This window comes from Singulisphaera acidiphila DSM 18658, assembly GCF_000242455.2.
Lineage (GTDB): Bacteria > Planctomycetota > Planctomycetia > Isosphaerales > Isosphaeraceae > Singulisphaera > Singulisphaera acidiphila.
Map to the genome: position 1 here is coordinate 6,167,345 of NC_019892.1, position 25,085 is coordinate 6,192,429.

The 25,085-nt window shown below is 61.5% G+C and carries 19 protein-coding genes; 11 read left to right on the top strand and 8 right to left on the bottom strand.

Features of this window, described 5'->3' with window-relative positions:
• Positions 1-901 precede the first annotated feature (901 nt).
• From SINAC_RS24275 to SINAC_RS24285, 3 genes are all read left to right on the top strand, one after another.
• Complete coding sequence (locus tag SINAC_RS24275) at positions 902-2,365, top strand: tetratricopeptide repeat protein (protein ID WP_161625829.1); 1,464 nt, start codon at positions 902-904, stop codon at positions 2,363-2,365.
• A gap of 201 nt (positions 2,366-2,566) precedes the next feature.
• Positions 2,567-3,211 carry a hypothetical protein gene (locus SINAC_RS24280; RefSeq protein WP_015248208.1) on the top strand — a complete coding sequence of 215 codons (645 nt, stop codon included), beginning with the start codon at positions 2,567-2,569 and terminating at the stop codon, positions 3,209-3,211.
• Positions 3,212-3,423: 212 nt separating this feature from the next.
• Positions 3,424-4,326 (top strand): CAP domain-containing protein, encoded by a 903-nt coding sequence (locus SINAC_RS24285; protein WP_015248209.1) that lies wholly within the window; start codon positions 3,424-3,426, stop codon positions 4,324-4,326.
• A gap of 381 nt (positions 4,327-4,707) precedes the next feature.
• Here the strand turns inward: SINAC_RS24285 and SINAC_RS24290 are convergent, their stop codons facing one another.
• Together SINAC_RS24290 and SINAC_RS24295 are read right to left on the bottom strand one after the other, a co-directional pair.
• Entirely contained in the window at positions 4,708-5,319 is a 612-nt protein-coding gene (locus SINAC_RS24290) for a hypothetical protein (RefSeq protein WP_015248211.1), read from the bottom strand.
• 339 nt (positions 5,320-5,658) lie between these two features.
• A complete protein-coding gene (locus SINAC_RS24295) occupies positions 5,659-6,300 on the bottom strand; it encodes an acyltransferase family protein (protein ID WP_015248212.1) in 642 nt (213 codons plus the stop codon).
• A gap of 562 nt (positions 6,301-6,862) precedes the next feature.
• Between SINAC_RS24295 and rsfS the strand changes: the two genes are divergently transcribed.
• The 3 genes from rsfS (at position 6,863) to SINAC_RS24310 (ending at position 11,282) form a co-directional block, all read left to right on the top strand.
• Positions 6,863-7,480, top strand: coding sequence for a ribosome silencing factor (rsfS, locus tag SINAC_RS24300; RefSeq protein WP_015248213.1), 618 nt, complete (start codon positions 6,863-6,865; stop codon positions 7,478-7,480).
• 143 nt (positions 7,481-7,623) lie between these two features.
• A complete protein-coding gene (gene argS, locus SINAC_RS24305) occupies positions 7,624-9,342 on the top strand; it encodes an arginine--tRNA ligase (RefSeq protein WP_015248214.1) in 1,719 nt (572 codons plus the stop codon).
• A 74-nt stretch (positions 9,343-9,416) separates the two neighbouring features.
• Entirely contained in the window at positions 9,417-11,282 is a 1,866-nt protein-coding gene (locus SINAC_RS24310) for a c-type cytochrome (RefSeq protein ID WP_015248215.1), read from the top strand.
• Positions 11,283-11,427: 145 nt separating this feature from the next.
• Here the strand turns inward: SINAC_RS24310 and SINAC_RS24315 are convergent, their stop codons facing one another.
• Positions 11,428-12,579 (bottom strand): ATP-grasp domain-containing protein, encoded by a 1,152-nt coding sequence (locus SINAC_RS24315; RefSeq protein WP_015248216.1) that lies wholly within the window; start codon positions 12,577-12,579, stop codon positions 11,428-11,430.
• Between the two features lie 97 nt (positions 12,580-12,676).
• A complete protein-coding gene (locus tag SINAC_RS24320) occupies positions 12,677-13,018 on the bottom strand; it encodes a DUF6370 family protein (RefSeq protein WP_015248217.1) in 342 nt (113 codons plus the stop codon).
• A gap of 295 nt (positions 13,019-13,313) precedes the next feature.
• Between SINAC_RS24320 and fae the strand changes: the two genes are divergently transcribed.
• The 3 genes from fae to SINAC_RS24335 all read left to right on the top strand — a co-directional run bounded on the left by fae (position 13,314) and on the right by SINAC_RS24335 (position 15,778).
• Positions 13,314-13,805, top strand: a complete 492-nt coding sequence (gene fae / locus SINAC_RS24325; protein WP_026012069.1) for a formaldehyde-activating enzyme — start codon at positions 13,314-13,316, stop codon at positions 13,803-13,805.
• 94 nt (positions 13,806-13,899) lie between these two features.
• Positions 13,900-14,778, top strand: coding sequence for a bifunctional NADP-dependent methylenetetrahydromethanopterin dehydrogenase/methylenetetrahydrofolate dehydrogenase (locus SINAC_RS24330; RefSeq protein ID WP_015248219.1), 879 nt, complete (start codon positions 13,900-13,902; stop codon positions 14,776-14,778).
• The gene (locus tag SINAC_RS24335; protein WP_020466723.1) at positions 14,750-15,778 is read left to right on the top strand and encodes a DUF1464 family protein; all 1,029 of its coding nucleotides are present in this window, start codon (positions 14,750-14,752) and stop codon (positions 15,776-15,778) included. Before SINAC_RS24330 ends, SINAC_RS24335 begins: the two co-directional genes overlap by 29 nt.
• 200 nt (positions 15,779-15,978) lie before the next feature.
• On the opposite strand, the gene SINAC_RS24340 is transcribed toward SINAC_RS24335, so the two are convergent.
• The 4 genes from SINAC_RS24340 to SINAC_RS24355 form a co-directional block, all read right to left on the bottom strand.
• The gene (locus tag SINAC_RS24340) at positions 15,979-16,341 is read right to left on the bottom strand and encodes a 4a-hydroxytetrahydrobiopterin dehydratase (RefSeq protein WP_015248221.1); all 363 of its coding nucleotides are present in this window, start codon (positions 16,339-16,341) and stop codon (positions 15,979-15,981) included.
• 165 nt (positions 16,342-16,506) lie between these two features.
• Positions 16,507-18,030 carry an efflux RND transporter periplasmic adaptor subunit gene (locus SINAC_RS24345; protein ID WP_015248222.1) on the bottom strand — a complete coding sequence of 508 codons (1,524 nt, stop codon included), beginning with the start codon at positions 18,028-18,030 and terminating at the stop codon, positions 16,507-16,509.
• A 691-nt stretch (positions 18,031-18,721) separates the two neighbouring features.
• Complete coding sequence (locus SINAC_RS24350) at positions 18,722-19,807, bottom strand: hypothetical protein (protein ID WP_015248223.1); 1,086 nt, start codon at positions 19,805-19,807, stop codon at positions 18,722-18,724.
• Between the two features lie 49 nt (positions 19,808-19,856).
• Positions 19,857-21,089 (bottom strand): FG-GAP repeat domain-containing protein, encoded by a 1,233-nt coding sequence (locus SINAC_RS24355; protein WP_015248224.1) that lies wholly within the window; start codon positions 21,087-21,089, stop codon positions 19,857-19,859.
• A gap of 395 nt (positions 21,090-21,484) precedes the next feature.
• Here SINAC_RS24355 and SINAC_RS24360 point away from each other — a divergent pair, with 395 nt between their 5' ends.
• Positions 21,485-23,938 carry a hypothetical protein gene (locus tag SINAC_RS24360; RefSeq protein ID WP_015248225.1) on the top strand — a complete coding sequence of 818 codons (2,454 nt, stop codon included), beginning with the start codon at positions 21,485-21,487 and terminating at the stop codon, positions 23,936-23,938.
• 434 nt (positions 23,939-24,372) lie between these two features.
• Complete coding sequence (locus SINAC_RS24365) at positions 24,373-25,035, top strand: MIP/aquaporin family protein (RefSeq protein ID WP_015248226.1); 663 nt, start codon at positions 24,373-24,375, stop codon at positions 25,033-25,035.
• Positions 25,036-25,085: the final 50 nt, after the last annotated feature.

Genomic DNA, 25,085 nt, shown 5'->3' on the forward strand with positions numbered 1-25,085 from the left:
GGCCGTTCCGATCGACCGTGTCGGGGTCGGGGAAATCCGAGGGCATATGGAGGCCGAGTGAATGAGGCCACGCCCCAGCACGTTGAGGAGTCGACGTCGTCGAGCGTTGTGTGATGTGATGATTTTGCAAGAGGGTCGGATGGCCGCTGCTAGGTAGACACGTAGACGTTTCCTCACGATAGCCTTTGACTTTTTTTCGGTTGCCGGTCTTGAGAGTCAGCGAAGGTCGATTGTCTGGCCTATCCTAATCATTGGGATGATCGTGGATTTATCATGAAACAACGTCGGAGGGTGCCGGTTCGTTCGTTCGGTTCGGCGTGATTCTCCCTCGGGGCGTGCGAATTCAGAGTGTCGGGTTTTCCGGATGTAGCGGTTGTAGGAGTGGACGCTTCGCACGCGTGCGTGAGAGGAGAAGATTGGCTGAGGAAGTGTTTGGCCATTGTGCGAAAATGCTTTTGGTTAAGTCAGGGAAAGGTGGATTCGAAAAGGAGTCGGCCGGTACCCATTGGGTGAGGGACTTTCCGATCGAGGTGGATCATTTCTTGCCTCGAGACAGAAACGGATTGACGGTCGATTTCTCAGGATCGGGTGCCACCGCGACAGTGATCCTTCGTGGTTTGTTCGTCGTCCACGGCTGGAATGTCATGTTGCTTTTCGGTATTTTGGTTCCTGGAATGTGTTGTTCGAGGAATAGGTGAATTTGTGTGTTCTTTGTTTGGCTTATAGAAATCAGCATAGAGTCGGTGAACACCTTGGCCTGTTCTAGTTATGGGAGTTTTCTATGTCGCGCAGGCGCAACTTCAAAGCGAGGACGGAAAGGTACTCACCACTTGGCGGGTCAGTCGCTGAGGACTCGATCGAGACTAACCAAAGCCCCTTGGTCCCGAAGGATGATGAACGATTGAGTGACGCGAGCGAAGCAAGCCCTGGGGAAGAAAAGAGCGAGAACGAGGCGGTGGTGAGCGCGCGCCAGCGGCTTGCGCTTCAGAAGGAGGCCGTCGGAGAGCATCACCCGGATTACGCCACGGGGCTGAACCAATTGGCGATGCTCTTGATTATGCATGGTGATCCGGACGGGTCTGAGCCCATGCTGAGGCAGGCTCTTGAGATTCGCAAGGAGGCTTTGGGCGAGCGGCATCCCGATTTTGCTACGAATCTGAGCAGTCTGGCCGGTCTGCTTTGGGCGCGGGGCGATCTGGACGGCGCAGAACCGTTGATGCGACAGGCGCTCGACATTCGCTGGGATGTGCTCGGCAGCAACCACGCCAAGACGAAAACTACCTTGAACAGTCTCGAGCAGCTCTTGCGAGCAAAGGAAGATTGGGAGGGCGTCGACCGGCTTGCCGCAGGCACTTTGTCGGCCGGCCCGCCGGTGACTCCTGTCGCAGAGGTAGTGACCACAACGCCCACGGTTTCGGCTTCCTCGCCGGAGTTGATCGACGATTCGGCCGTTCCTCCCGCAGTTGAGCCGATGGCTCCACCACAATCCATCGAGCCGGCCGCTTTGATCGACGATCTCGCCGTTCCGCCCGCAGCCGAGCCGATTGACCCGCCTCAACCCATCGAGCCGGTCGATCAGGAGCCGCCTGTCCCGCCCGTCACCTCCTTTGACGAGTTTGCGACGCATGAGGAAGCGTGCGCCCATCCAGGCCGGGATTCTTCGGCCGAAGAGGTTGAAGCGAAGCAAGAAGAGTCGAGGCCCGTCGTTCCGAGAGCGGAGCCGGGTGTCGAAGGGACGACTCAGAGTCGGTCTGAATTGATCGGCCGGCAGGAAGTGCTTGCGGCTCAGTTCACTCGCGTGGGAGAGCAACTGGCGCGCGCCGCGGAAGACTGGAAGTCGGGGGGAGCTCCTCCTTCGTTAGCCTTGATCGAAGAGCTCGACACCTGTGGACGCGACTTCGAGCAGCTCCGCGGTGAGGTTGTCCGGCTGGCCGACTCGCTGGGGACGGCCGTTGCGGCAGGCCAGTTGACGAACTTGGATGAGATCACCAATCACTTGCAGATGCTGGGCGAGGCCGAGGGGCGCCAGGCTCAGCTTGAGGCGATCCGAGGGCAGGCGCTGGCAACGCTCGATCGCGTGCTCTCACTGGTCACCGCCGATGGGAAAGAGTCGGCATCGCTCGTCGACTGTCAGGCGAAGGCCAGGGGGGAGCGAGCCGCCATTGCGGCTGCCCCCGTACTCAAGCTCCCCGACGACGCGACCCGGTTGGCCGAAGGGGATCACCCGTTCCATGCGCTTCTGACCTTGGTCGCGGGGGACGGGCTGAGCGATGACCATTGGGCGTCTTCGCTGGAACTGGTCGAGCGGGAGTTCGGCAAGGCGCTCTCCGTCTCCGTGGCCCGTTCGAGAATCGTTCAGCCTTGATTGGAATCGCCCACAGTGTCATCCTCCGAACGCCTTGAGGGCGAGGGGTGACGCAGCCTTCCTCTTTTTAAGTATCTAAGCCACCAGAATCGAACACCATTTGCGAAAGACTCGCCCATGGTTTACCGCCGGACGTCGCACCCACAGACTGTCGACAGCACGCAGGTCGCCCTGAATGGCGAGGCCGCGAGGAGCGATTCCATGACTCAGAGCAGCAACGACCTCTCGCAAGAAGTAAGTAAAATTTCCGATCTCTTTTCCAGCCTCAGCGAGCGCCTGCTCGGCGCGGCCCGCCAGCTCCATTCGCCCGGTTCCCCCCCTCCTGAGGGACTGATCGAAGAACTGGGGCAAGCCCGGCGCGAGTTTGTCGGCCTGCGTGACCGCACCAGGGAGCGGGCGGAGGCGTTGCACGTCGCTCTCCCCTCGTCCGAGACTCTCGACACCGTTCAAGGGCTGACCGCCGTCCTCGACCTGGTCGCCGAGTCCGAGGTCCGCCAATCGAAAGCGGAAGAGAGCAGGCGTCGTGCGCTGTCCGTCCTGGATCGGGTCCTCAACCTGACCCACTCGGCAGATCATGAGTTTGCCCCGCTTCGTGACTGTCAGAACCAGGCCAGAACGTTGCGCGAAACCATCGCCGATGGGCCCTGGACGGTTCTTCCCCCCGAGACGGAGCCCCTGTCCGAAGGAGAGCATCCGTTCGCCAGCCTGCTCACCCTCGTCGAGGATCGCGACGTGCTCAATGACGACCTTTGGGGAAGCTTGCACGACACGATCGGATCCACCTTCGGCAGGTCGTTGGCTGCGGCAGCGGCACGCTCCAAGCTGGTCCCATCTCCCTCCTCCTGAACCGACCGGGCCGGACGACTCGAAACCTTTCTCCTTCGGCCGCGCAATCTTGGCAAGGCTACTCCACCCCCCCCCTTGTTGCTCTTCTGATCGATCCCCTCCGGGTGAGGAGGGGATATCGGTCGGTACACCGATTGCTCGTCTGAACCTGTGCGGTGACTGTGGACTCTCGCCTCGGGGCGTTGGTTTGGCCGGATCACAGAGGCATAACGATGCAAGCCAGGCAACACGGCGTGGCGATCGTGTTTGTGGTCGTCGTGGCGGTCGGCGTCGCGTTCGCGTCAGCGTCCGGGCCAAGGGCGGGCGCTCCAGAGAAGGCCAAGAAGAATCGCGCAGATGTTTCCGCCCTGATCGCGGCGCACAATCGTGAGCGCGCGGCAGAAAAGTTGGGTCCGTTGACCGCCAATCTCAAGCTCGAGGCGGCTGCGCTGGCTCATGCCCGCGACATGGCCCTTCACGAAAAAATGACGCACGAGGGGAGCGATGGCTCGACTCCCAAGCAACGGATTGAACTCGAGGGCTATCACTACCTGGGCCTCGCTGAGAACGTGGCTTCCGGGGCGAGGAGCATCCCCGAAGTGATGCGGCTTTGGATGGCGAGCCCGCCCCACAGGAAGAATATCCTGGGGGACTTCACCGAAGCGGGATTCGCCCTTGTGGAGGGGAAGGACGGGACTCCGTTCTGGAGCGCCGAGTTCGGCAAGCCGATGCCCCGCCTTGACCCCGAGAAAGCCGTGGCCGATGTGGTGAGCCTGCTCGACCATGAGCGAAAGCAGCAGGCTGGCAAGCCTCCGCTCAAGCTTGAACCCAAGCTGGCGACTGCCGCGCGTCGTCACGCCCGCGCCATGGCCGCGCACAACGAGTTCCGCACCAAGGACGATGACGACCTGACCCCGTTCGATCAGGTGGAAAAGTCGGGCTATCGTTTCAAACGCATCGGGCAGGCAAGCCTGCAAGGCCAGTCGACCGCGGAAGAGGCGGTACGGGCCTGGCTCGAGGAGCCGTCGAACCGGGAGAGCCTTTTGGGGGACGTCAAGGACGTGGGCGTTGGCTACGCGACCAGCGAGAAGGGGATTCCCTTCTGGAGCCTGATCTTTGCGGAGCCACGGCGATGATCTGGAAATCATACCGGCCGTCGCATCATCCCAAAAAACGAGATACCGCCAGAATCGTCGGTAACGTCGCCGATGAAGCCAGAAGTCGAGGGATGAAGCGGCTGGACAACCTCATCGATCAAAGGCCGCAACCGACGACCGCGCGATGCTGGCGGTAACTCTGGTGGACCGTGCCGAGGCACTAGGCCCGACGGGTTTTCGGCACCGGCAAACAGCGAAACGATGCCGCCGTTATTAACGCCGTACGATCCCAAGGGATCGGTTGCCCACTAACATAACGATACATCCAAAATCTTGGATTGTCCAGGACTATTCTTGCGAACCGGAGCGATTCGCCGACGCGGCTTTTGCTGTGCCGGTTCCTTGCGCAAGCGGATCTGGTCAAGGTCGCCCGCGTCGATCTCGAGGGTGACGCCTTCCCGCCTCCTCAAGGACGACCATGTGGTCGACGAACGCGCAGTGGCGGGCGGGTAGAATCCCGATCAGGTCCTGGAGTCGGTCATAGGAGATCATCAACTCCTCAATGCCAGTAGCGAGGCTGTCGAGGTGTTCATCAATGGTGTCCTCGGAGTGGCTGATCAAGGCGCCGTGGATGGCGCCGAGTAGCCATCCCGCATCGAATTGAAGTTCGCCGGAGAGGCGGGCGAAGCGAGCTCGGTTGATCTCGGGCGTGCCGGCCTCGAGATCCTCGTCGGTGACGTCAGTGACCTCCTTGGTGTCACTGCCGACCTCGATGCGTTGGAGAAAGTCGTCGTAGCGGCGCGGTCGGCCCGCCGATTCGAGCAGGGAGTCGTAGGCGTTCATCACGTCGTCGAGGCTCCTGGCCACGTCGCGCAGGGTCTCTGCGGCATTCTTGACATCAAGGAGCGATTCTTCCCCAGCCGGGCCGAGCTCCACGATGGTCTGGGGAATGGCCGTCTCGATGGTAGACTCGAGATGGCCGGCCCACGAGTGGAGATTTTTCAAGTGGCTCTCGTACGCGGTTCGGTCCACGGTCTTCCCCTTTGCTGTTGCGGGATCTGAATTGATCGCGGTGTTTGACGTCGAGCCAGCAACCGAACGAACTCCCACCCCAGATCGATCCGTTCCATCAGCCTTTGGCGATTTATCGACCGTAACTTGGGATCGCGATCGCGACCCGATTCCCCTTGTTGACAGGACCTTCATTCGTCATTAGACCCGGAACTCTCCGCCTCGCCAAGCCCCTTGGCATCAACGCGTTCAAGACCTTCGATTTGCCAAACACTTACTCCGGATTCCTCGTCCAAACCCATGCGACTCCCGGACCGTTTTGGAGGCCAGCGGCTTCCGGGAGGGGAAGGGGGGGTAGGATCAGATCCCGGATTGGCCTTGCTCAGCAAGCTCACCGACGGGAATGGGGCTCGAACTCGAACACTTTGCTTTTTCGGGCCGATTCAAGAAGCGGCGTTCAACGAGCCAGAAAAACAATCGGCTCAGCACAAGGGAGAGGGTGGCCGTAATCGGAAGAACGATGAGCACATAAGACCAGAGGCCTCGGACCCCATGCATCCAGAACCATCGTCCGAAGAGTTCCGTGATGGGGGAATGCACCAGGTAAAGACTGTAGCTGAACTCTCCCACCCACGACAGCATTCGGACAGGGCGACAGTTCGACAGCGGCCCATCGTAAGGATGGAGCACCAGCAGGAGGAGAGAAAAGATGACGCTCACTGAATAAGCAAACAAGTAATGATGAAGTTGAGGCCTGACAACCTGTGCGGCAATGAGCAAGAAGCTGAGAAGGAAGGCGAGCCGAATCGACCAGCGACGTTTTTCTGACCGATGGTGGATGGCACAGAAGACGAAAATACCCATCGCAAACATCAGCCATGAGCCGTCGATGAAAAGGCCGTAGGGGCGAATCGGCGAAAACCCAAAGGTCTTGCCGAGGACCTTGGAGAAGAGTACACCGAGGGTTATCAAGGTGATGGCGCCCGCAGGATACGAAACCATCGAAATGCAGACTCGAAAGGGTGACTGATTTTAGTTGTGCGAATGAAATTATTGAAAAGCATTTTTATGATTTCGTCAATTGGAAGCCGAAAGCTGATTTTGATGGCCGCCTCGCGCAGGGCTGCAGCGTCATCGACCATCGAGAACGGGATGTGCTCTGGTTTACTTGTCGCTCGTTTTTGCCAAGATAGTGCGTTGAGATCCAATCGGATCGGTACATTTTGGAGCGGCCTCGTCGTCCTGTGAACGGGGAGCGACGGAGCCGTGGCTATGATCGTGGTCGCATGATGGAGATTGTCAGGCCGTCGCGATCGGGCGCCGCCGCCGGGCGTGGCCGAAGACCATTCCTTTTGCCGACAATTTCTGCGATAGGCATTGCGTTTGTATGTGGGTAGACTGTATGAGCGTTCCCTGAACCTGGAGAATTCCAAGCGTGTCAGCCCTTGTTACTGTGGGTAAGGTGTTTGACACGCGAGCGTTCAACTGCTGAAACTCGGGGAAACCGTGGAGCGGGACACGAACCGCTTCTATTTCCCTGTCTCCCCGGACGAGCTGAGCTGCGATGGCCGATATCAACGACACCGAGGTTTCTCCGCCGACGAACGAAGACCAAGCGACCCCCGACCCCGATCTCAAGCCTCGACGTCCCGATCACGAACCGCAAGATGATGTCCCGTTCAATGCCGCAGGACGGAGCCAGCCCGATCGGATGGCCCGCGCACTCGAGCATGCTCGAATCTGCGCCCGGATTGCCGATGACAATCGGGCCAAAGATATCATGGTGCTCGACCTTCGCCAGGCGACCCCGCTCGTCGATTTCTTCGTGATTGCCACGGCCAGCTCGCGGCGGCAGGGCAATGCCATCGCGACCGAGATCGACCAGGAAATGAAGCGGCTGAAGGACTTCAAGCTGGGACTCGAGGGGTCGGAAGAAGGGCGATGGGTCCTGATCGACTACGGCGACTTCGTCGTCCACGTCTTCTCGGGCGAGGCCCGTTCCTATTACGCCTTGGAAGATATTTGGGGTGACGCCCCGCGCCTCGACTGGCAAGACCCCGACCGCGTTCGCCCTGCGCCGCGGACCAAAGGCCAGCCGGAAACCGTGGCGGACAGCGCCCCCGAGGCTGAGCGCGAGCTGGAATCGGATCCCGAGACCGATCAGGTCGAGGAAACCCTCTGACCACCGTCTCCCCTTTGGTTTTGAGAGGCTCGACTTTTTCATGAGAACCAGAGAGACTGGCCCGTCTCTCTCGGTTCGTGACGCCTCTTTGTGCTTGGTGTGCGCCTCACTCCCAAGATTTTTATCGTCCAGAACGCAAGATCATGAACGTCCTCGAACGTCTGCGCCACTCTTTCGCCGCCGCCACACCCGAAGGGGGAGACGCGGCTGCCTTTGCCGCCGCCGTCCGGCCAAGTACCGACTCCAAGTTCGGTGACTATCAGGCCAACGGCTGCATGGCCCTGGCCAAGTCGCTTCAAAAGAACCCGCGAGAGCTGGCGCATCGCGTGGCGGAGGCGGTCGATCTTGCCCCACTCGCTGCGACTCCCGAAGTGGCCGGCCCCGGCTTTCTCAACGTCCGGCTCGTCGATTCCTGGGTGGCCCGAACGCTCGAAGACCTGATCGTTGACGAGGCGCTCGGCATTGTCCCCCCGGCCCGGCCCAAGACGGTGGTGGTGGACTACTCTTCGCCGAACGTCGCCAAGCCGATGCACGTCGGGCACATTCGCTCGACCGTGATCGGCGAGAGCCTGGCGCGGATCTTCGCAGCCCTGGGCCATAAGGTCATCCGGGACAACCACCTGGGAGACTGGGGTTCGCAGTTTGGGATGATCCTCTGGGGTTGGAAGAACCATCGGGACGAGGCCGCATTCGCGACGGCGCCCGTGGCCGAACTGGCCCGGCTCTATCGGCTTGCCCAGGCGAAGATCAAAGCGAAAGAACCGAACGTCGAGGATGCCACTCGCGTCGAGACCGCCAAGCTGCACGCTGGTGACGCCGAGAATCGCGCCCTCTGGGAGCGGTTCATGCCCTACTGCCTGGCCGCCTTGAAGGACGTCTACGATCGGCTGGGCGTTAAGTTCGACGTCGAGCTCGGCGAGAGCTTTTACGACCCGATGCTCGCCGACGTGGTCGCGGATCTCGAGGCCAAGGGAATCGCACAGGTCAGCGAGGGAGCCACCGTCGTCTTCGTCGAAGGAACGAAGGCGCCGCTGATCGTTCGCAAGCGTGACGGGGCGTATAACTACGCGACGACCGACCTGGCCACGATCAAGTATCGCGAGGAGACCTGGCAGCCCGACGAAGTCCTCTACGTCGTCGACCATCGCCAGGGGGACCACTTCAAGCTCTTGTTCGCCGTCGCCCGCCGCTGGGGTTATGAGCGGACCGACCTCGAGCACGTCGCCTTCGGAACGATCCTCGGCACGGATCGGAAGCCGTTCAAAACTCGAGACGGCGACGTTGTGGGTTTGGAGTCGCTCCTGGACGAAGGGGTTGCCGAAGCCTTGAAGGTGGTGCAAGAGATTAGCCCCGACCTCGAACCCGAGCAGCACCAACGGGTTGCGGAAGTCGTGGGGCTGGGGTCGATCAAGTATGCCGATCTCTCCCAGAACCGGCAGAGCGACTACGTGTTCGACTGGAAAAAAATGCTGGCCATGAACGGGAACACCGGCGCTTACCTCCAGTATGCGTACGCCCGGATCCAGAGCATTTTCCGCAAAGGGGAAATCACTCCGGAGTCGATTCGCCTCCAGCGTCCGACGATTGCCCTCAGCCATCCTGCCGAGCGTGCCTTGGGCGTCCGCTTGCTTCGACTCCCCGAGACGCTCGAACTTGCCGCCCTGGAACTCAAGCCGAACATCCTGACCGACTACCTGTTTGACCTGGCGAACGCCTTCAGCTCCTTTTTCGAGGAGTGCCCGGTCCTGAAGGCCGAGTCGACCGAGCGTCGCAATAGCCGGCTGGCGCTGGCCGACATCACGGCGAGGACCTTGAAATTCGGGCTCGACTTGCTTGGAATCGAGGTCGTTGATCGGATGTAGCGGCGTTGTCGAGCGGACCCAGCATCGATCGGCGGGTCCGTCGCCCTACCTTTTGGATCCTGCGGAGCGTCTCGATGAAGAACCGCCCTCGCGTCCGGATGGGACTGGCCTCGGCTCTGGCCTTGGTCGCCCTCGTGCTGCTGACGTATGTGCCGTTCGCCTTGTCGGACGACCCGGCGAAGCCCGCTCAGGAACGGGAACAGGAACCACATCGTTCGCCGATCGCCTTGGTCCTGTCGACGGACGGGACCAGGCTTTTGACAGCCAACCAGACTGCGGGCACGGTCTCGCTAGTGGACACTGCGGCCGGTCGGGTGCTTGCCGAGGTGGCCACGGGAGACAAGCCGGCGGGGGTCGCGCTGGCGAAGGACAGCCGTCGCGGGGCGGTCACCCATTGGTACGGCTATGACCTGGCGGTGCTCGACGTCGGGGCCGATACGCTCAAGGTCGTTGGACGGGTCGAGGTCGGCCCCGAACCGCGCGGGGTTGTGATCGGTGACGACGGCAAAACCGCCTATGTGGCGGTCGGGGTCAGCAACGAGGTGGTTCGCGTCGATCTGGACGCGTGCGAGGTCACGGGACGCCTGGCAGTCGGTCGCGAACCGCGCGGGCTGGCACTCTCGCCCGACGGATCGCACCTGCTCGTTGGCAACACGCGGTCGCAGAGCCTCTCGCTGATCTCCGTCGGCTCGTGGACGGTCGAGCGGACCTTGCCGATCAAGGGGGACAACCTCAGGCAGGTCACCTTCAGTGGCGACGGTTCGACCGGCTATGTCGCCAACCTGCGGAACAAGGGGTTCGCCACCACCCGCAATAACATCGACCTGGGCTGGGTGGTCGGCCAATGCCTGACCCGCGTCGAGCTTGACGGTGCCGAGCCCTTCGCCACCTTGACGCTCGACACGCAAGGCAAGGCGGCGGCCGACGTTCATGGCGCGGCGGCGGCTCGCGATGGTCGATATCTCGCCGTCAGTTGCGGAGGGACCCATGAGGTCATGATCTTCCGAACCGACCTGGCGGCGCTCCCCTGGCGATCGTCGAGCTCGCGCGACATGATCGACCCTTCGCTCCTCAAAAGCGACGGCCGGTTCCGGCGCATCGAGGTGGGGGGTCGCCCGACCGAACTGGCGTTCGCGGCGGATGGCAAGACGCTCTACGTGGCCAACTATCTCAATGACTCGGTCCAGGTCGTCGACGCCGAAGGGGCCAAGCTGCTCCGCACCATCCCGTTGGGCGGTCCCAAGGAACTCTCGCTGGTCCGCCGTGGTGAGATCCTCTTCCATGCGGCCGAGCGCTCGTTCAACCAGTGGTATAGCTGCAATACCTGCCACAGTGATGGCCATACCAACGGGCTTCACTTCGACACGCTCAACGATGGCCGGCAAGACCTGAGCACCTCGCACTTGCGAAGCCGTAAGAAGGTGCCGACCCTTCGACGGGTCAGTCAGACGGGCCCTTGGACCTGGCACGGTTGGCAGACGAGCCTCGAAGATGCCACGATCGAATCGTTCACCAAGAGCATGCAAGGCCCGAACCCATCCGCCGACGAGGTCAGGGCGCTGGTCGCTTACTTGACCACACTTGAGTTCCCACGCAATCCTTTTCGCAATGCCGATGGCAGCCTCTCGCCCGAGGCCCAGCGCGGGGAGGTGATCTTCCGCTCCTCCAAGACCGCTTGCAGTAAGTGCCATTCGGGACCCGAGTTGACGGACGGTAAGATCCACATCGTCGGCCTGGAGGAACGGGATGATGCCTACGAAGGGTACAACCCGCCGTCCCTTCGCGGCGTGTACGACAAGGATCCGTTCCTGCACGACGGCCGGTCCAAGACCCTCCGCGAGGCGCTGGCCGATCCGCATAGCCCGGAGACTGTCTCGGCTCTGGGGACCCTGAGCGAGAGCGAGACGGACGACCTGATCGCCTACCTGAAGAGCCTTTGAGAAAGCATTGATTGGATGAGTCTCTGAGTCTCCGTCGTTCCTCACGAATGACGGTCGCCCTTTCAGGGCTGCAATGCGCAAGCATTGTCGAATGTTTTTCAGGGGGTCAATCCCCTGGCTTTGAACGGTTGCCCTTTCGGGGCTATCAAATACGTATGCTGGAGTGCTGACTTCCTAGGATGAGTAATCGCTGCTCCCACCGTGCTCGCCGCTGCTCGAGCTGGGCGAGACAGGCTTCCATGTGATCGGCCTGCTCGAAGAGAGTGGCGACCGGTTCACCCGGCTCGAAGCAGATTCCGGGTTGAGGACGGTCGCCCAGGGGTGGGATCGCGAAGACGTCTTTGGAGGCGGGCCGAGATCGGGTCGTTTTTGGAAAGTGACACTTGCCGGGCGCGAAGAGAATCAGCTTGCCCACGGCGCCGCGCAGCTTCGGCGTCTGGGCCGGGCTGACCGCAGGGGCTGTGGGATCGAACACGGAGCGGTGGGCTGAGAGCAGGGATGTGCCGAGTGCCAACTCGAGCACTTCGACTGACGCAGTGTAGCGGGGGTTGATTTCGACGGGCCAAGGGTGGCCGTCGGCGAGAATGAAGTCGACGCCGAACAGCCCTCTCAGGCCGAACGACTGCGCCAGGACGGTGCCGAGGGTTCTGATCCGGGTCGCTTCGATGGGCCTGAGGGGCCATGGGCCCACGCTCCCCACGTAGGCGTAGTCGGCCCCAGGCGCTCCGAGGATCTGGCGGGTGACGCCGGCGAAGGTGGTTTTCTCAGGTCGGCTCATGAAGATCGCAGAAAGATTCAACCCTTCGATCCGTTCCTGATAGAAGCAGGGCCAGGCGGGGGAGGGCGTCTCCACGTCGAGGGGGTGGATCTTCATGCCTCCCGCCGAGGCGATCGGCTTGACCAGCCAACTTCCGTCGCGGGGAAGGTGTTCAGGAGTTGAGCGGATGGCGGGGCAGGGGAGGCCGGCACGGTGGAGTGCCGCGGACCAGGCGAAGGGGTCGCGAACGGCACGGAGGACTGTGCCACCGTTGCCCCAGAGGGGCCGCTGCGCGGCGATCCGATCGATCAGGTCGGGCTGGTTCTCGAGCGCCCCGGTATAAAGCCACGGTCCGGAAGATGATTCGAGGGCCAACTCCGCCAGTCGGTGGGGATAGTCTTCGGGGGCGATCCGTCGGGCGGGGCAGAGAGAGGTCAGATCGGCATCGGCGAAGAGGTCGATACCGCGTGGCTGAAGTTGAGCGCGACGCGCGGAGTACGCGGCCGCTCGGGCGCTTGCCCCGAGGATGAGAAGGTCCAAAAGTGATGCCAAAAGGGAAGATGATACAAAGGAAGGGGCGAGTGACCCCAGCGGGCGATGAACGCCCGCCAGGATCGCGATGCCGGCAACGAATCAATCAGTCGGCGGCATCGAGCTTGGTGACGGTGAGAACCTTTTTGCCTTCTTCTTCCTTCACGGTACCAGTGGCCTTGACCTTGACGGGGGCATCCTTGGTCGCGCCGCAGATGCTCAGGCCCTGGTGAGCCTTGTCGCTGATCTTGTTCTTGGCGAGGTAGTAGGTGACCTTCTTGCCCTTCTCTTCCGTCGTGATCGTGTTCTGGCACTTGGGCGTTTCTTTCAACGCGCACTTGGCGCAGACGGCGTCACCGGTGATGGTGACTTCTTCTTCGGCGGCCCAAGCGAAGGTCAGGCCCGAGAACAGAACGGCCATGGCCAGCAGCGGAAACATTTTACGCATCGTCGGTCTCCAAAGTGCGGAAGGAAAAAAAGGAGGGGCGACCGCCCGCGGTCGCCGGCACTGAAGCGGCACGATTCCGTGCGTGACGGGTTATTGAAACAGTTCATACATCGGCGGACAAGCTTTTTTTTCCAATTGCTTAACAAATGGAGGGGGTTGCGGTTGTCGCTCCGGCTGTTATGATTCGGGGCCATGGATCCGGTTGTCACGGTGCCAAGCTGATTTGGTTTTTGGACAACCCCTCGATTTATTCAGTTTAGACACAAAGCGGAGAGCAGACCCCATGGCCAGCGATTTGACGATGAACATTGGTGAAGCCCTGGTCGGCGAAGGCAATGAGATTGCGCATATTGACTTGTTGATCGGCACCAAGACCGGTCCCGTCGGTGCCGCCTTCGCCAGCGCCTTGGCCAACCAGTCGGCCGGCCATACGAACCTCCTCGCCGTGCTGACCCCGAACCTGCTCGCCAAGCCCGCCACGGTGCTGATCACCAAGGTCACCATCAAGGGCATGAAGCAGGCCGTGCAGATGTTTGGCCCCGCCCAGTACGCGGTGGCCAAGGCTGTGGCCGACTGCGTCGCCGAAGGGACCATCCCCAGCGCCGAGGCCGAGAACCTGGTCATCGTCTGCGGCGTCTTCATCCACCCCGCCGCCGAAGACAACGCCAAGATCCTCAAGTTCAACTACGAGGCGACCAAGCTCTCCATCGAGCGCGCCATGAAGAATCTGCCGGCGATCGCCGAGATCACCGCTCAGAAGGATACGGTCAAGCACCCGTTTGCCTGACCATCGCGTCGAAGCCAGGCACCGTTTGCCACCGCCCTACAATGGGGGCGCGGCGCCTGGCTCGTCTCTTTGGTACCGAGGATCGCCAACCCCGATGCCCACCCCCAAGCCTTCCATCCTGATCCAACTCGATAGTGATCCGCAGCCGAGCGTCTTCGACGGCGTCGTGGCGGTTGATTCAGGGGTGGAACATCTGTTCCGCCACGGTGGTGTTCAGCCGGACGCCGTGCGCGACCTGGTCTATGGCGCTCTCTTCACGCGAGGTCCCGCCGATCTCCAGCGGACCGCGATCTTCGTGGGTGGGTCGAACGTCGCGGTTGGCGAGGCGATTTTGAAGGAGGTCACCAAGACCTTCTTCGCGAATTTTCGGGTTTCCGTTCTCTTTGACGCCAACGGCTGCAATACCACGGCGGCCGCAGCCGTCCTGGCCGCTCTCGAAGGGGCTGGCGGGGTTTTGAACGGCGTATCCACGGCGGTCTTGGCTGGCACCGGCCCGGTCGGTCAGCGCGTGGCGCGGCTTTTCGGTCGACTGGGGGCCAGGGTTGCCCTCGGTTCGAGACAACTCGATCGCGCCCAAGCTACGGTCGAGATGCTCGGGCAGGTCAACGGCGGCCGGTTCACCCCTTTTTCCACCTCGGATGAAGACTCACTGGCAAACGGACTCGCCGGTGTTCAAGTCGTGGTTGCCGCGGGGGCCGCGGGGGTGACTCTCCTCCCGGAGCAGGTCCGCCGCTCACTGCCCGACCTGAAAGTGGCCATCGACCTCAACGCAGTCCCACCCCTCGGGATTGAAGGGATCTCGGCGACCGACAAGGGGATCGATCGGGGCGGCGTTCGGGCCTGGGGAGCGCTTGGGGTCGGCGGCACCAAGATGAAGATCCACAAGAGAGCACTCCAGGAACTGTTCACGGCAAACGACATCGTGCTCGACGCCGAAGAGATCCTTGAACTCGGTCGGACGACCTTGGGGTGAGCGTGTGGTCCGTGTCGTCGGCACCGATCCCGGCACGAGTAGCCTCGACCTTCTCTTGTTGGCCGACGGCGCAGTCGTCGGCCAGGAACGACTGAGCCCGGGGACGCTCCAACGCGATCCCGAAGCGCTCGTCTCACTGCTCCGCGCCTGGTTGCCGATCGACCTGATCGCCGGTCCGTCAGGCTATGGGCTCCCCTTGGTTCGCGGCGAAGCCTTGACCGAGCGGCACCTCGAAGAGATGTCGCTCGTCCGCCCCGACCAACGGGGAATCGATGCGGGCGTCCTCGGCTTCCGCTCCTGGGTTCGCGCCTTGGCGACGTCAGGCTTGCCCGTCCTCTTCCTGCCGGGAGGCGTCCACCTTCCCTCGATCCCAGCCTATCGCAAGGCTAATACGATCGACCTCGGCACCGCCGACAAAGTGGCCGTTACCGCGCTTGCCCTTCAGGCCGACGCAGCAGATCGTGGCGCAGACTTTTCCGAATCGACCTTCGCCGTCGTCGAGCTTGGCTCAGCCTTCTCGGCCGTGATGATCGTCTCTCGGGGCCGACTCGTCGACGCAGCGGCGGGGACGCGTGGGCCCATCGGTGTCCGTTCGGGCGGCTGCTGGGACGGCGAGGTCGCCTACTGGCGCTCACCGCTCTCCAAGGAGAGTCTCTTCCGGGGCGGTCTGATCGACCTCGGTCCTGAAGGCCCCGACGCCTTTCGCGAGTCGCTGACCAAGCACGTCGCCGGGCTGAAGGCGGTCACCCCCTTCGACCGGATCTATCTCTCTGGCGCCTTGGCCGAGCGTCCCGATCTCGCGGCCTTGGCCCGTGCTGCGCTCGAGCCTCTCGGCACATTGATTCCGCTCCGCTCCCTCTCGGGAGCCTGGGTCAAACATGCGGCCCAGGGCGCCGCCCTCCTCGCCGATGGTCTGGCCGGCGGCCATCATGCCGGACTCGTCGCATCCCTCGAATTGGCAAACGCCTCGGGCACAGTCTGGGATGGCTTGCGTGGTTGAGGGACAAAATTTGGTTAATTTTGACAAGTCTGGAAATGAGTATCTGTCATTGTGTCCCCAAAGGGGTGACCGTCAGAGCTCGTCCGGCACGTTTGACGGTTGCCCCTCCAGCGATGCAGAAAAATCGTTCGTCGAAATGATTTCGCGGACTGGATTTTTCTGACCCCTGTGAGTTTCGCACGTTGACAGGTGCGGCTAACTCATTTGCTATGTACAAATTTATTGGGTGTCCCTTCCAACGGGCCGCCTGGTTCGGGCCTCCAGAGGGCCACGTCCTCGATCTTCCGCGCGAGGGCGAAGTCTTTGTCGGTGATCCCGCCCGCCGAGTGGGTTTTGAGTTTGCACCAGACCTTGCCCCAGGTGACCGACAGGTCGGCGTGATGCCAGGCGGCTTCGCAGAGGTAGCCGATTGCATTGACCAGCATCAAGGTTGTTGGCCAACCGTCCGTCGAAAACTTGCGCCGGAGCCAGCCGTCCTCAAGAGTCCAACCGGTGAGTCCGAGCTCATGGATCTTTGCTTGAACTTGCTCATCCGTGTAGGGTTTGGGTTTGTCGGCAGACATCGGATTGATTCCTGAAAAAAGGGAACGACGACGGCCATCGTGCGGCTCGGAAGACGAGACGACAACGATGGCGTCGTATTCTTATCAGACAGGCCGCCGCCTTCACGATCAAGGGAGGAACGCCTTGGGGTCGGTCGAGGGCTAGTTGGCCTCGACCGGGGCGGCTCAGTGAGTCACCGTCGCCACGGGGCCTTCGGCAGCGGCGCTCGAATCAGGTTCGGCCTGGGCTGGTGTGGGCAACCAAGATGAAGAGGTGGTCGAGGACGACGAGGAGCTGAGTTCGGCCACGACATTGGCGTCAATGCTCGACGGGTCGAGGACGACTTGTTCTCCTTCGCTGAGTCCTTCGGTCACTTCCAGGCGATCGTGCGATGCCTGCCCCAGCTTGACCTCGCGCCGTTCGAGTCCGTGGTTGCCATCGGTGACATAGCAGACATCGAGGCCGTCCTCGACGGTCATGGCCTGGGAGGGAATGGTTAAGACGTCGGGGCGATGGACGGTCGAGATCTCAACTTCGGCGGTCATTCCCGGCAAGAGGCCCCGGGGGATGTTGTCGAGCTTGATCTGCCCGACGTAGTAGGTGACCTCGCTGAAGAAGTTTCGCGTCGGCAGCGCGGCGATCGAGACGACGTGCCCCTCGATATGATCGTTGGGAAGGCCCTCGATCCGGATCTTGGTTCGCATCCCGTCTCGGACCTTCTGGACGATCGACTCATGGAGGAGTGCTTTGACTTCCATCTTTGCCAGGTCGGGTAGGTAGAACAGGATCTGATTCTGGCGGACCGCGATCCCAGGCTCGATGACAAAGTTGCGGTAGGGGTCGTTGGCGTAGATCAAGAACCCGTCGTGCGGAGCCCGGATCGTACAATTCTCCACCTGGCGCTCGAATTGGGCCAGGCTGTCGACGTGTCGTTCCAACCGGTTGGTCTGATATTCGAAATTCCGCTTCGTCGTGGCGACTCGATTCTCGAGTTGGCGGATGGTGCCCGGCACTTCATAGCGTTCAAAGATCTTCAACCCGAGAAGCGACTGTTCGAGGTTGAAAGTTTGACGACGGAGCGTGACCTCGTCGTTTGCGACCTGGCCGATCGAAGCGTATCCCTTCTTGTGCATCCGCCGTGACCAGGCCAAGCGATCGGCGTTTCGCTCCAGATCCGACTTGGCCAGCGCGATTTGCCCATTCAGGGATTTCTGCGTCTGAATGAGAATGCCCTGGCGGTACTGGGTGATCGCCATCTCGGCGACCTCGTGGTCGAGCCTCGCCTGAAGATGGTCGGATCGAGCACGCTCGACGGTCATTTGCTGCTGTCGGACCAATTCCACATAGGCGGAGGAGTCGAGCTCACAGAGAACCTGGTCTTTTTTGACCAACGTCCCGGCGGGAGCCACCGACAAGATGGTGGAGGCCCCGCTGGTGACCATGTTCATCCCACGGACGCCAGCGGAGAGGCTTTTCAACTCGCACTCGATGTTCGTCTGGTTCGAACTCCCGACCGTTCCCCCGGCCGTCACCGAGCCCCAGAGATCAGTGCGTCGGACGGTCGCGGTCGACAGATGCTCGAGGACAGGCCGCGGCCGTTTCCTCACAAAAGGGGTCACGTGCGGGAACACGAGGCCCAGCGTCGTGAGCAGACCGAGCAACCCAACACCGAGCCAACCGTATCGCCACCGTCTCGTCAGCCTCTGCATCGAGGTATCTCCCCAACCACGGCTCGTCACCACGAAACCCGAGTTCGAATTCGATCCGGGCTTCCGGAATAACGTTGATCCTGACCCATGCCCACTGACGAGCGCGGACGTCCCTGCCACTGAGCCACTCTCAACGAGACGCATCGCAAAGCGGGGAGGAATTCCGCATCGTTCCTCCGGCGATCCCGACGGATCGCCATCCCCGGTATTGCCACCTCGCACCATGCCATCTTATTGTAAAACATAGGTTTGACAGCAGCAAGAGAGCGAGGAAGGTATGACTAATGGGGCTGGCAGGTCCTAAACGGACATGCGTGCCGTTCAGGAAGAACGAAACGTCGGGCTCTTGATCCGCTGAAGTCACATGGGCGGGCACACACGGAAGTCGTCAGCTTCACACAGGCGGGATCATTCAGGCGGTCTTCTCAGCTTAAGTATTAACCCATCCTCGCGGCCTTGTCCAGCGAGCGAATCTGCCTTTCCCATAGGATCGACCGTTGCTCGGACAAGAGTGAGGAGTAGACCGGAAATTGTAGCACGGCTGGTCCGGCCATATTTGGGTTTTCCCCGGCGGTCCGGCCGTATTTTTTGGGAATTCAACGTGAGCGGTCTGACTGATCCCCATGTCGGGATGCAGCCAAGCGAGATACCACCGGCCGGGCTCCAGGAATCTCTGGAGAGAAATCTCAAGTCAAGGCGCGGGGCGCTTATCTGGAATTGCCTCGGGCTTCGCTTTGGGGTCGATTTCCTCTTCTTCTTCCTTCTCGACGACGCCAGCGAACTGACCTCGATCGTTGATGCAGGTGGCGGCGGTGAAGAAGGGACCTCCCTCGCGGATGAGATGCAGGCGTCCGTTCTGGTACTTGAATGCGTTCGGCCCGATCTTCGAGCCATTCGGGCCATCGACCATGCCGACGACGACCCCGTCGTTATTGATGGCGCTGGCTTCCGAACGCACGTAGCCCTCGGGCATCTCGAGGCGTTTCATGCCATCCTCGCGCGTCCAGACGATGGCGTGCGTCAGGCCGTCCCCCGTGAAGCGAACTCCGACCACGGTGGCCGCGTTGTTGATGGCCCTCGGCACGAGCGAACCGGCATCTCCAATGACTTCACGCGTCCATTCGCCGGAAGGAGTTTGAGTCCAGAGGCAGGGCAGAACGCCGTCGACGGCCGTGACCGACTTCCCGTCATCGCTGATGGCGACGACGTTGGATCCGAGCCGATTCTCGTGGGGCAAGGCGGTTCCCTGCCAACCGTCGCCGACTCGGTCCCAGACGCAGGCACGTACCCGATTGTCTCCCAAGGTGAAGCCGCTGATTCGCCGGCCGTCGCTCGAGACGTCGCAGGCGAACGAGGCGAAGTCGTCCTTGAGCGCTCCCAGTCCGCGAATGCCGCGATCGGCTTCCCAGACGAACGCCTGATTCCGCAAGTCGACGCGCACCCTGGGGGGGGCCGGTTTGCTGACACGACCAACCACCAGACCATTGTCGCTGACGGCCGCCGGGAACGTGGCGGTGTAACCTTCGAGCAGCGGCAGATAGGTGAGTGGCTTGCCCTTCACATAATAAAAAGGAGCCTGATAGAGGACGCCGGGGCGTTCCTTCTCCTCAAGCCACTCGAAGCCGACGACATCCCCACGAGCGTTGATGCCCGAGGCGATGATGCCGTCATCCTTGATGGAGATGACCATGACCTGATCTGTGTTGGCCGCCTCGTCCGCTTGAACGGACGAGGCCAGACCCACCAGGGTGATCGCGAGCCAACGGAGACGGTGCATGTTGATTCCCTATTTCCTCGGTCCTACCCTGGTACAGCATGATCCGACTTTACTTCGAGGCGCGGGCCTGTTCGAAGAGGAAGACCCCCTTCTTGTTGGCGGTGACGACGTCCGGCAGGCCGTCGCCATTGAAGTCGGCAACGACGAACTGCGTGCCGATCCCGCTCTGGTCGTCGATTTCGCGCGGGGTGAAGGTGGTCAGGCCGTCGGTTCCGCGCTTGGCTTCGAACCAGTAGAGATGCGCGGGCTTGTCGGAACCGGGCTCACTCTTGCCGTGCGACCAGAACCGCTTCCCGGTGATCAGATCTTTCAGGCCGTCGCCGTTGATGTCGACAGCGATCAAGGCATGGGTCTCCGACACGAGTTCGGGGAAGAGGTCATGCTTGGTGAAGACGGGTGAGCCCTCCTTCGCCTCCCCTTGTTCGAACCACCAGATTCCGTATCGGTGGGCGGAGCTGGCGATCACGTCCGCCTTGCCGTCGTGGTTGACGTCGTAGGCGATCATGTCGGCTACTGCATCGCCCAGGGGGGCGGGGTGGAACACCCAGGCGGTGCTGGCAGGGCGTCCCGACTCGGGCTGTTCCCACCAGCCTCCCGTGCAAATCACGTCCTGGCGGCCGTCACCGTTCAGGTCGCCGACCCCCAGGCCGTGCGCGAAACGCTGCGTTCCGGGGATCTCCTTGCCCGGTCGGCTCGGCTCGCTGATCGCGTGCTTCTCCCAGGGCTGGTTCGGGTCGCTGCCGGGGGTGAACCAGGCCATCTGCCCTTCGTTTTCCTTACCGTTGGGCTGCGAACCCATCACCAGCACGCGATGGCCGTCTTTGAAGAGGTCGGTGTAGAGCGGCGTTTCATTGCAGGCGCTCGGGCTAATCTCATGTTGCGGCCAGTGGCCCGGTTTCCCCTTCGGGTTCTCGTACCAGTAGGCCGCCTTTCCTGGAAAGCCGATCACGATCTGGTCAGGCCAACCATCGCCGTTGATGTCGTCGGCCCAGCAGGTCATGCATTCACTATAGCTCCGCAGGCCGTCACCGAAGTCGCCGGGCTTGCGGATGTCGTGCTTGGTCCAGGCGGGCGCTTCGTACCAGGAGTCGCCGATCAGCACGTCGGTTTTGCCATCCTTGTTGACGTCGGCGATGGCGACCCCCTCCGACCGAAACTTGCCCTCGATCACCGTCTTTTTCCAAGACACCGGCGTCTCCGGTTCTTTCCCGTCGACGTCGAGCGCCCCGGCAAGGCTTGCCGAGACGGTGAGAGCGGCTGTCACCCAGAATCGTTTGACCATGATCGAGACCCCAGAACCTTGCCGAGCTCAGGTCAGGCCTCCTCGTCGGGAGGCCGATCCACAGACCTTAATACCGAACCGTCCGCAATGCCACAGGTCAATGCCCACAAAACAAAAGGGGAACGAAGTCGCCACTGCCAACCAGATGCCTGGCCCGGTTGGGACGATCGCGAGGTCGGCGAACCCTTGCAGTCCGTTGACGCCTCCCAGCCGGTCCTCCTCCGTGAGATCGTGCTCGATCTCATTGATTCGAACCCGGGCCTTCGACCGAATGGTCCGTATTGTGTTGAGAGTCGTTGTACGCGCGGGTCCTTTTTTTACGAAAGAGGAGAGCCAGCGACAATGCACTTTTGAATGTGATATTGGTGAGTTTGTGAAAATTTCTAGGATAGACGATGAGTCGAAGAGTTCGCAGCCTGGAACAAAAACTTGGGTTGGAAAGCCTCGAGGCTCGTCTGGCTCTCTCCGCGCCGGAGTTGCCCGGCAATACAGGCGAGGTTATTCAAAGCCAGTTCGCTCCCTTTGGCTTCACGAAAGCGATCGGCCTCCAGGCCTCGCAACTGGCGGTCGGCGGACCAATCCAGTTCGACTTGCAGGTTCTGTCGAATGCGCCGGAGACTTCGGGAGGCACTCGGGCCGTCGAGTTCTCGGACAACTCAGGGCTGATCGGTTACAGCCAGTTCAGTGGCGGCGGCTTTGCGACGGTCGGGATGCAGATCAAGCAGTCGCGTCTTGGCCGTGGCCTGACGATTCACGGGTTCGACATCCCAGAGAATGAACTCGAGACGAGAACAGGTGCACTGAGCCAGGAGCCCGATCAGCAGAGTCGAGTGAATGCGAACCTCGTTCTGAACTCCCAGTTCAATGATAACGGATTTGGAACACCCGTTCAGCGGGGCCGGGTCGGCTTCCAGTGGCGCAAGGTTCGTGTCAGGGGGCAGGTGAACGTCGGTCTCAAGAATCTGGTTTTCCAGCCGGACGGACCCGAGGTGGACTCGGCCTTGCCTCCCCAGGCTCAGTCCCTGACCGCCGCCGGAGAGGATGTCGACATCCGGCGACCCACCAACACGGGCCGGATTCGCCACTCGCAGTTCAACGACGGTGGCTTTGGCGACCTCGGTTTCCAGTGGGCGAACGTGGCGGTCGGCGGTCGAGTGGCCACCTCGACCAACACGCTTTCCCTCAAGCCGAAGCAAAACAATCTTGGGCCGATCACTTTCAAAGACCTGGATTTCGGCCGCTCCTCGACCCTGGACCAGGCGGTGGCCCAGGCGATCGCGAATCCCTCGGCACTGTCGACCGAGCAAGATTCTGTCCCGAGCGCCGATCCCACGACCAAGGCGACTGTGGCAACTTCTGATACCCCAGTTCAGTCTGTGAACGATGCAACGAATAGTGGTCGGATCGCGGGCGCGCAGTTTAACGATGGTGGATTCGGCGACGTTGGCCTTCAGTGGCGTCGGGTGAAGGTGGGGAAAACGGTCTCGGCCGTCCACAATGCGTTGTCGGTTCAGCCCACGAATACAGGGCAAGGCCTGATCACGGTTGAGAACGTGCAGTTCCCCTCGATCCCGGCCCCCGAACCGCTTGCTCCGAAACAGCCCATTCATGTGCTGGCGCCTACACCTGCGGTGGTCAAGAGCGACGGCAAGCCGCTGGGCCGGAAACTTCCGACCCCGACCGATCCACTTCGCCCGCTCAGTCAACTCGTCAAGGCGGGCCACCTTGCGGGCCCTGCTGTCGGCGATCACGTCCCCTTCGTCGATGCCGCGACGAACAGCGGGCTCATCCGGGCCGGTCAGTTCAATGCCGGCGGCTTTGGCGACCTCGGCCTCCAGTGGCTGAATGTCCGGGTTGGCGAGGGTGTTGAACTGGTACACAACTCTCTCTCGGTGCAACCGGAAGGGGCGAAGCTGGAGGGAGTCAACGTCTCCAACGTCACTTACGGAGCCCCGATTTCTCCCCAAGCCAAGCGAAGCCTCTCGGTTCTCCCGACGACGGTGATTACCCCGTCGGCAAGTGGCGGGTTCACGCAAACCATCAATGAGAATCAGGGCGACGGAACCCGCAACGACCGTTGGCTGAAGAACCAGCAAGTCGCCAGTCTGGATGGGACCAGCGTCTTTCTCCAGTGGAACGGGGTTGTGAAGCATCGCGGTCTGGTGATCATCCAGAACGTGATCCAGATCCACGACCTTGGACCCGAGTCAGGCCCGTTGACGCTCGAAGACATCCACTTCCCGGGCCGCGTCCCCCTTCGAGGTCGCGATTCGGGAGTTTCAGATCAAGCCGGCGTGTGGGCAGCGCGGGTTGAACCGATCGGGGTCGACTCGACGAACAATAGCGGAATTCTCTCGCACAACCAGTTCAACGACGGGGGATTCGGCGGTCTTGGTCTCCAATGGCGCAACGTTCAGGTCGCCGGCCAGGTGGCGCTCGTCCGCAATACGTTGTCAGTGAACCTCTCCAAGGATACGACGCCAGCCGACGCGCCGGGGCCGGTCACGGTCTCGAACATTACCTTTAACAGTGGGGCCCTGGACCAGGTGCCCGGCCAACCGCTCGACCAGCGGATCATCACCCTCCCGCCCCATGCCAGCCGCCTCTCGATTCATCCGCGCAACCGCGGTCTGCCTCTTCCTCACGACCCGCGCGTGATCGATGATGCCACGAATAGCGGGATCATCAGGGGGGGCCAGTTCGCGTCGGGTGGGGCGGGCTACGGGCTCCTTCAATGGCGAGGAGTCAAGATCCCCGGCAAGGTCACGGTCATCCAGAATGTTCTCGAGATCAATATGGGGACCAATGTCACGGGCCCGGTCACGGTCTCCCACGTGATTTTTCGCTAAACAAAGGGGCTCGGACTATGAAGCGAGGGGGTTGCCACCTGGTACGGATTGGTGCACAATCTGCGGGTGTTGCGCAAGATTGAGAACGAATCCTCTCATAGGACGAATCTCGAAAGTCGTTGCACTCGCGAAAGTCAGGGTGGCAGTCGAAGCCGGCGATCGCGCCGGCTTCCGCCGCGTCCTCGCCAACGAAAAGAATGGAGCGGCGCTCAGGAAATCCCCGTAGAGAGAGGGCTTATTAAGAATCTCAATGTGGATTCACCCTCGACACGGTGGATACTTCGTCGTCTGCGACGCTCGTTGTGAGCTCGCCGTTTGTTCAATGGCGATGGCCTGACAAGGCTTGAGCGAATTTAGATAAGTTCCTGCTGCTCGGTCATCCGTCGCCTGAGCTTAAGAAGCGGACCTTCACCTGGATCAGGGGAGCACATTCGATGTCAAGGAAACTGATCGTCGAGTTTATCGGGACATTCTTCCTCGTGCTAACGATCGGCCAGACGGTCGTCGGTGCGACTGCCGGCTCGGCGGCTGCGGCGCTGGCCCCGGTGGCCATCGGCTCGGCCCTGATGGTGATGATCTACGCCGGTGGCCACATCTCCGGTGGCCACTACAACCCGGCTGTGACCTTGGCCGTCTGGTTGCGGGGCAAGTGCACGACCGCCGAAATGCCCGCCTACATGATCGTGCAAGTGCTGGGTGCCGTGGTAGCCGCGTTCACGGTCCTGTTCCTCAAGGAGAATCCGAAACTTCCCGATCCCTCGAGCCCGAACGTCGCCGCGGCTCTCGTCGCGGAATTCCTCTTCACCTTCGCCCTCTGCTATGTCGTGCTGAACACGGCGACCGCGAAGGGGACTGCGGGGAACTCAAACTATGGCCTGGCGATCGGCTTCACGGTCTTGACCGGTGCCTTTGCCGTGGGAGCCATCTCCGGCGGCGCGTTCAACCCGGCCGTGGCGGTGGGTGTGACCTTGATGAAGCTCTCGGCACCTGCGAATATCTGGATCTTCCTGGTGGCCGACTTCCTCGGGGGAGCCGTTGCCGGCCTGCTCTTCAACGCCCTCGATCTCGGCGACGAGAAGACGGCCACGATTCGTTGATGACGCTTGCGGAATCTGGGATGACGGCAGTTCGCCTCGATCGAGCGGAG

What these genes read in the sequence shown, in the direction of transcription:
- SINAC_RS24350 (WP_015248223.1), bottom strand. Translation starts at nt 19,807, where the DNA reads ATGCACCGTCTCCGTTGGCTCGCGATCACCCTGGTGGGTCTGGCCTCG.
- SINAC_RS24340 (WP_015248221.1), bottom strand. Translation starts at nt 16,341, where the DNA reads ATGTCTGCCGACAAACCCAAACCCTACACGGATGAGCAAGTTCAAGCA.
- argS (WP_015248214.1), top strand. Translation starts at nt 7,624, where the DNA reads ATGAACGTCCTCGAACGTCTGCGCCACTCTTTCGCCGCCGCCACACCC.
- SINAC_RS24330 (WP_015248219.1), top strand. Translation starts at nt 13,900, where the DNA reads ATGCCCACCCCCAAGCCTTCCATCCTGATCCAACTCGATAGTGATCCG.
- SINAC_RS24295 (WP_015248212.1), bottom strand. Translation starts at nt 6,300, where the DNA reads ATGGTTTCGTATCCTGCGGGCGCCATCACCTTGATAACCCTCGGTGTA.
- SINAC_RS24365 (WP_015248226.1), top strand. Translation starts at nt 24,373, where the DNA reads ATGTCAAGGAAACTGATCGTCGAGTTTATCGGGACATTCTTCCTCGTG.
- rsfS (WP_015248213.1), top strand. Translation starts at nt 6,863, where the DNA reads ATGGCCGATATCAACGACACCGAGGTTTCTCCGCCGACGAACGAAGAC.
- SINAC_RS24320 (WP_015248217.1), bottom strand. Translation starts at nt 13,018, where the DNA reads ATGCGTAAAATGTTTCCGCTGCTGGCCATGGCCGTTCTGTTCTCGGGC.
- SINAC_RS24360 (WP_015248225.1), top strand. Translation starts at nt 21,485, where the DNA reads ATGAGTCGAAGAGTTCGCAGCCTGGAACAAAAACTTGGGTTGGAAAGC.
- SINAC_RS24285 (WP_015248209.1), top strand. Translation starts at nt 3,424, where the DNA reads ATGCAAGCCAGGCAACACGGCGTGGCGATCGTGTTTGTGGTCGTCGTG.
- SINAC_RS24355 (WP_015248224.1), bottom strand. Translation starts at nt 21,089, where the DNA reads ATGGTCAAACGATTCTGGGTGACAGCCGCTCTCACCGTCTCGGCAAGC.
- SINAC_RS24345 (WP_015248222.1), bottom strand. Translation starts at nt 18,030, where the DNA reads ATGCAGAGGCTGACGAGACGGTGGCGATACGGTTGGCTCGGTGTTGGG.
- SINAC_RS24280 (WP_015248208.1), top strand. Translation starts at nt 2,567, where the DNA reads ATGACTCAGAGCAGCAACGACCTCTCGCAAGAAGTAAGTAAAATTTCC.
- SINAC_RS24310 (WP_015248215.1), top strand. Translation starts at nt 9,417, where the DNA reads ATGAAGAACCGCCCTCGCGTCCGGATGGGACTGGCCTCGGCTCTGGCC.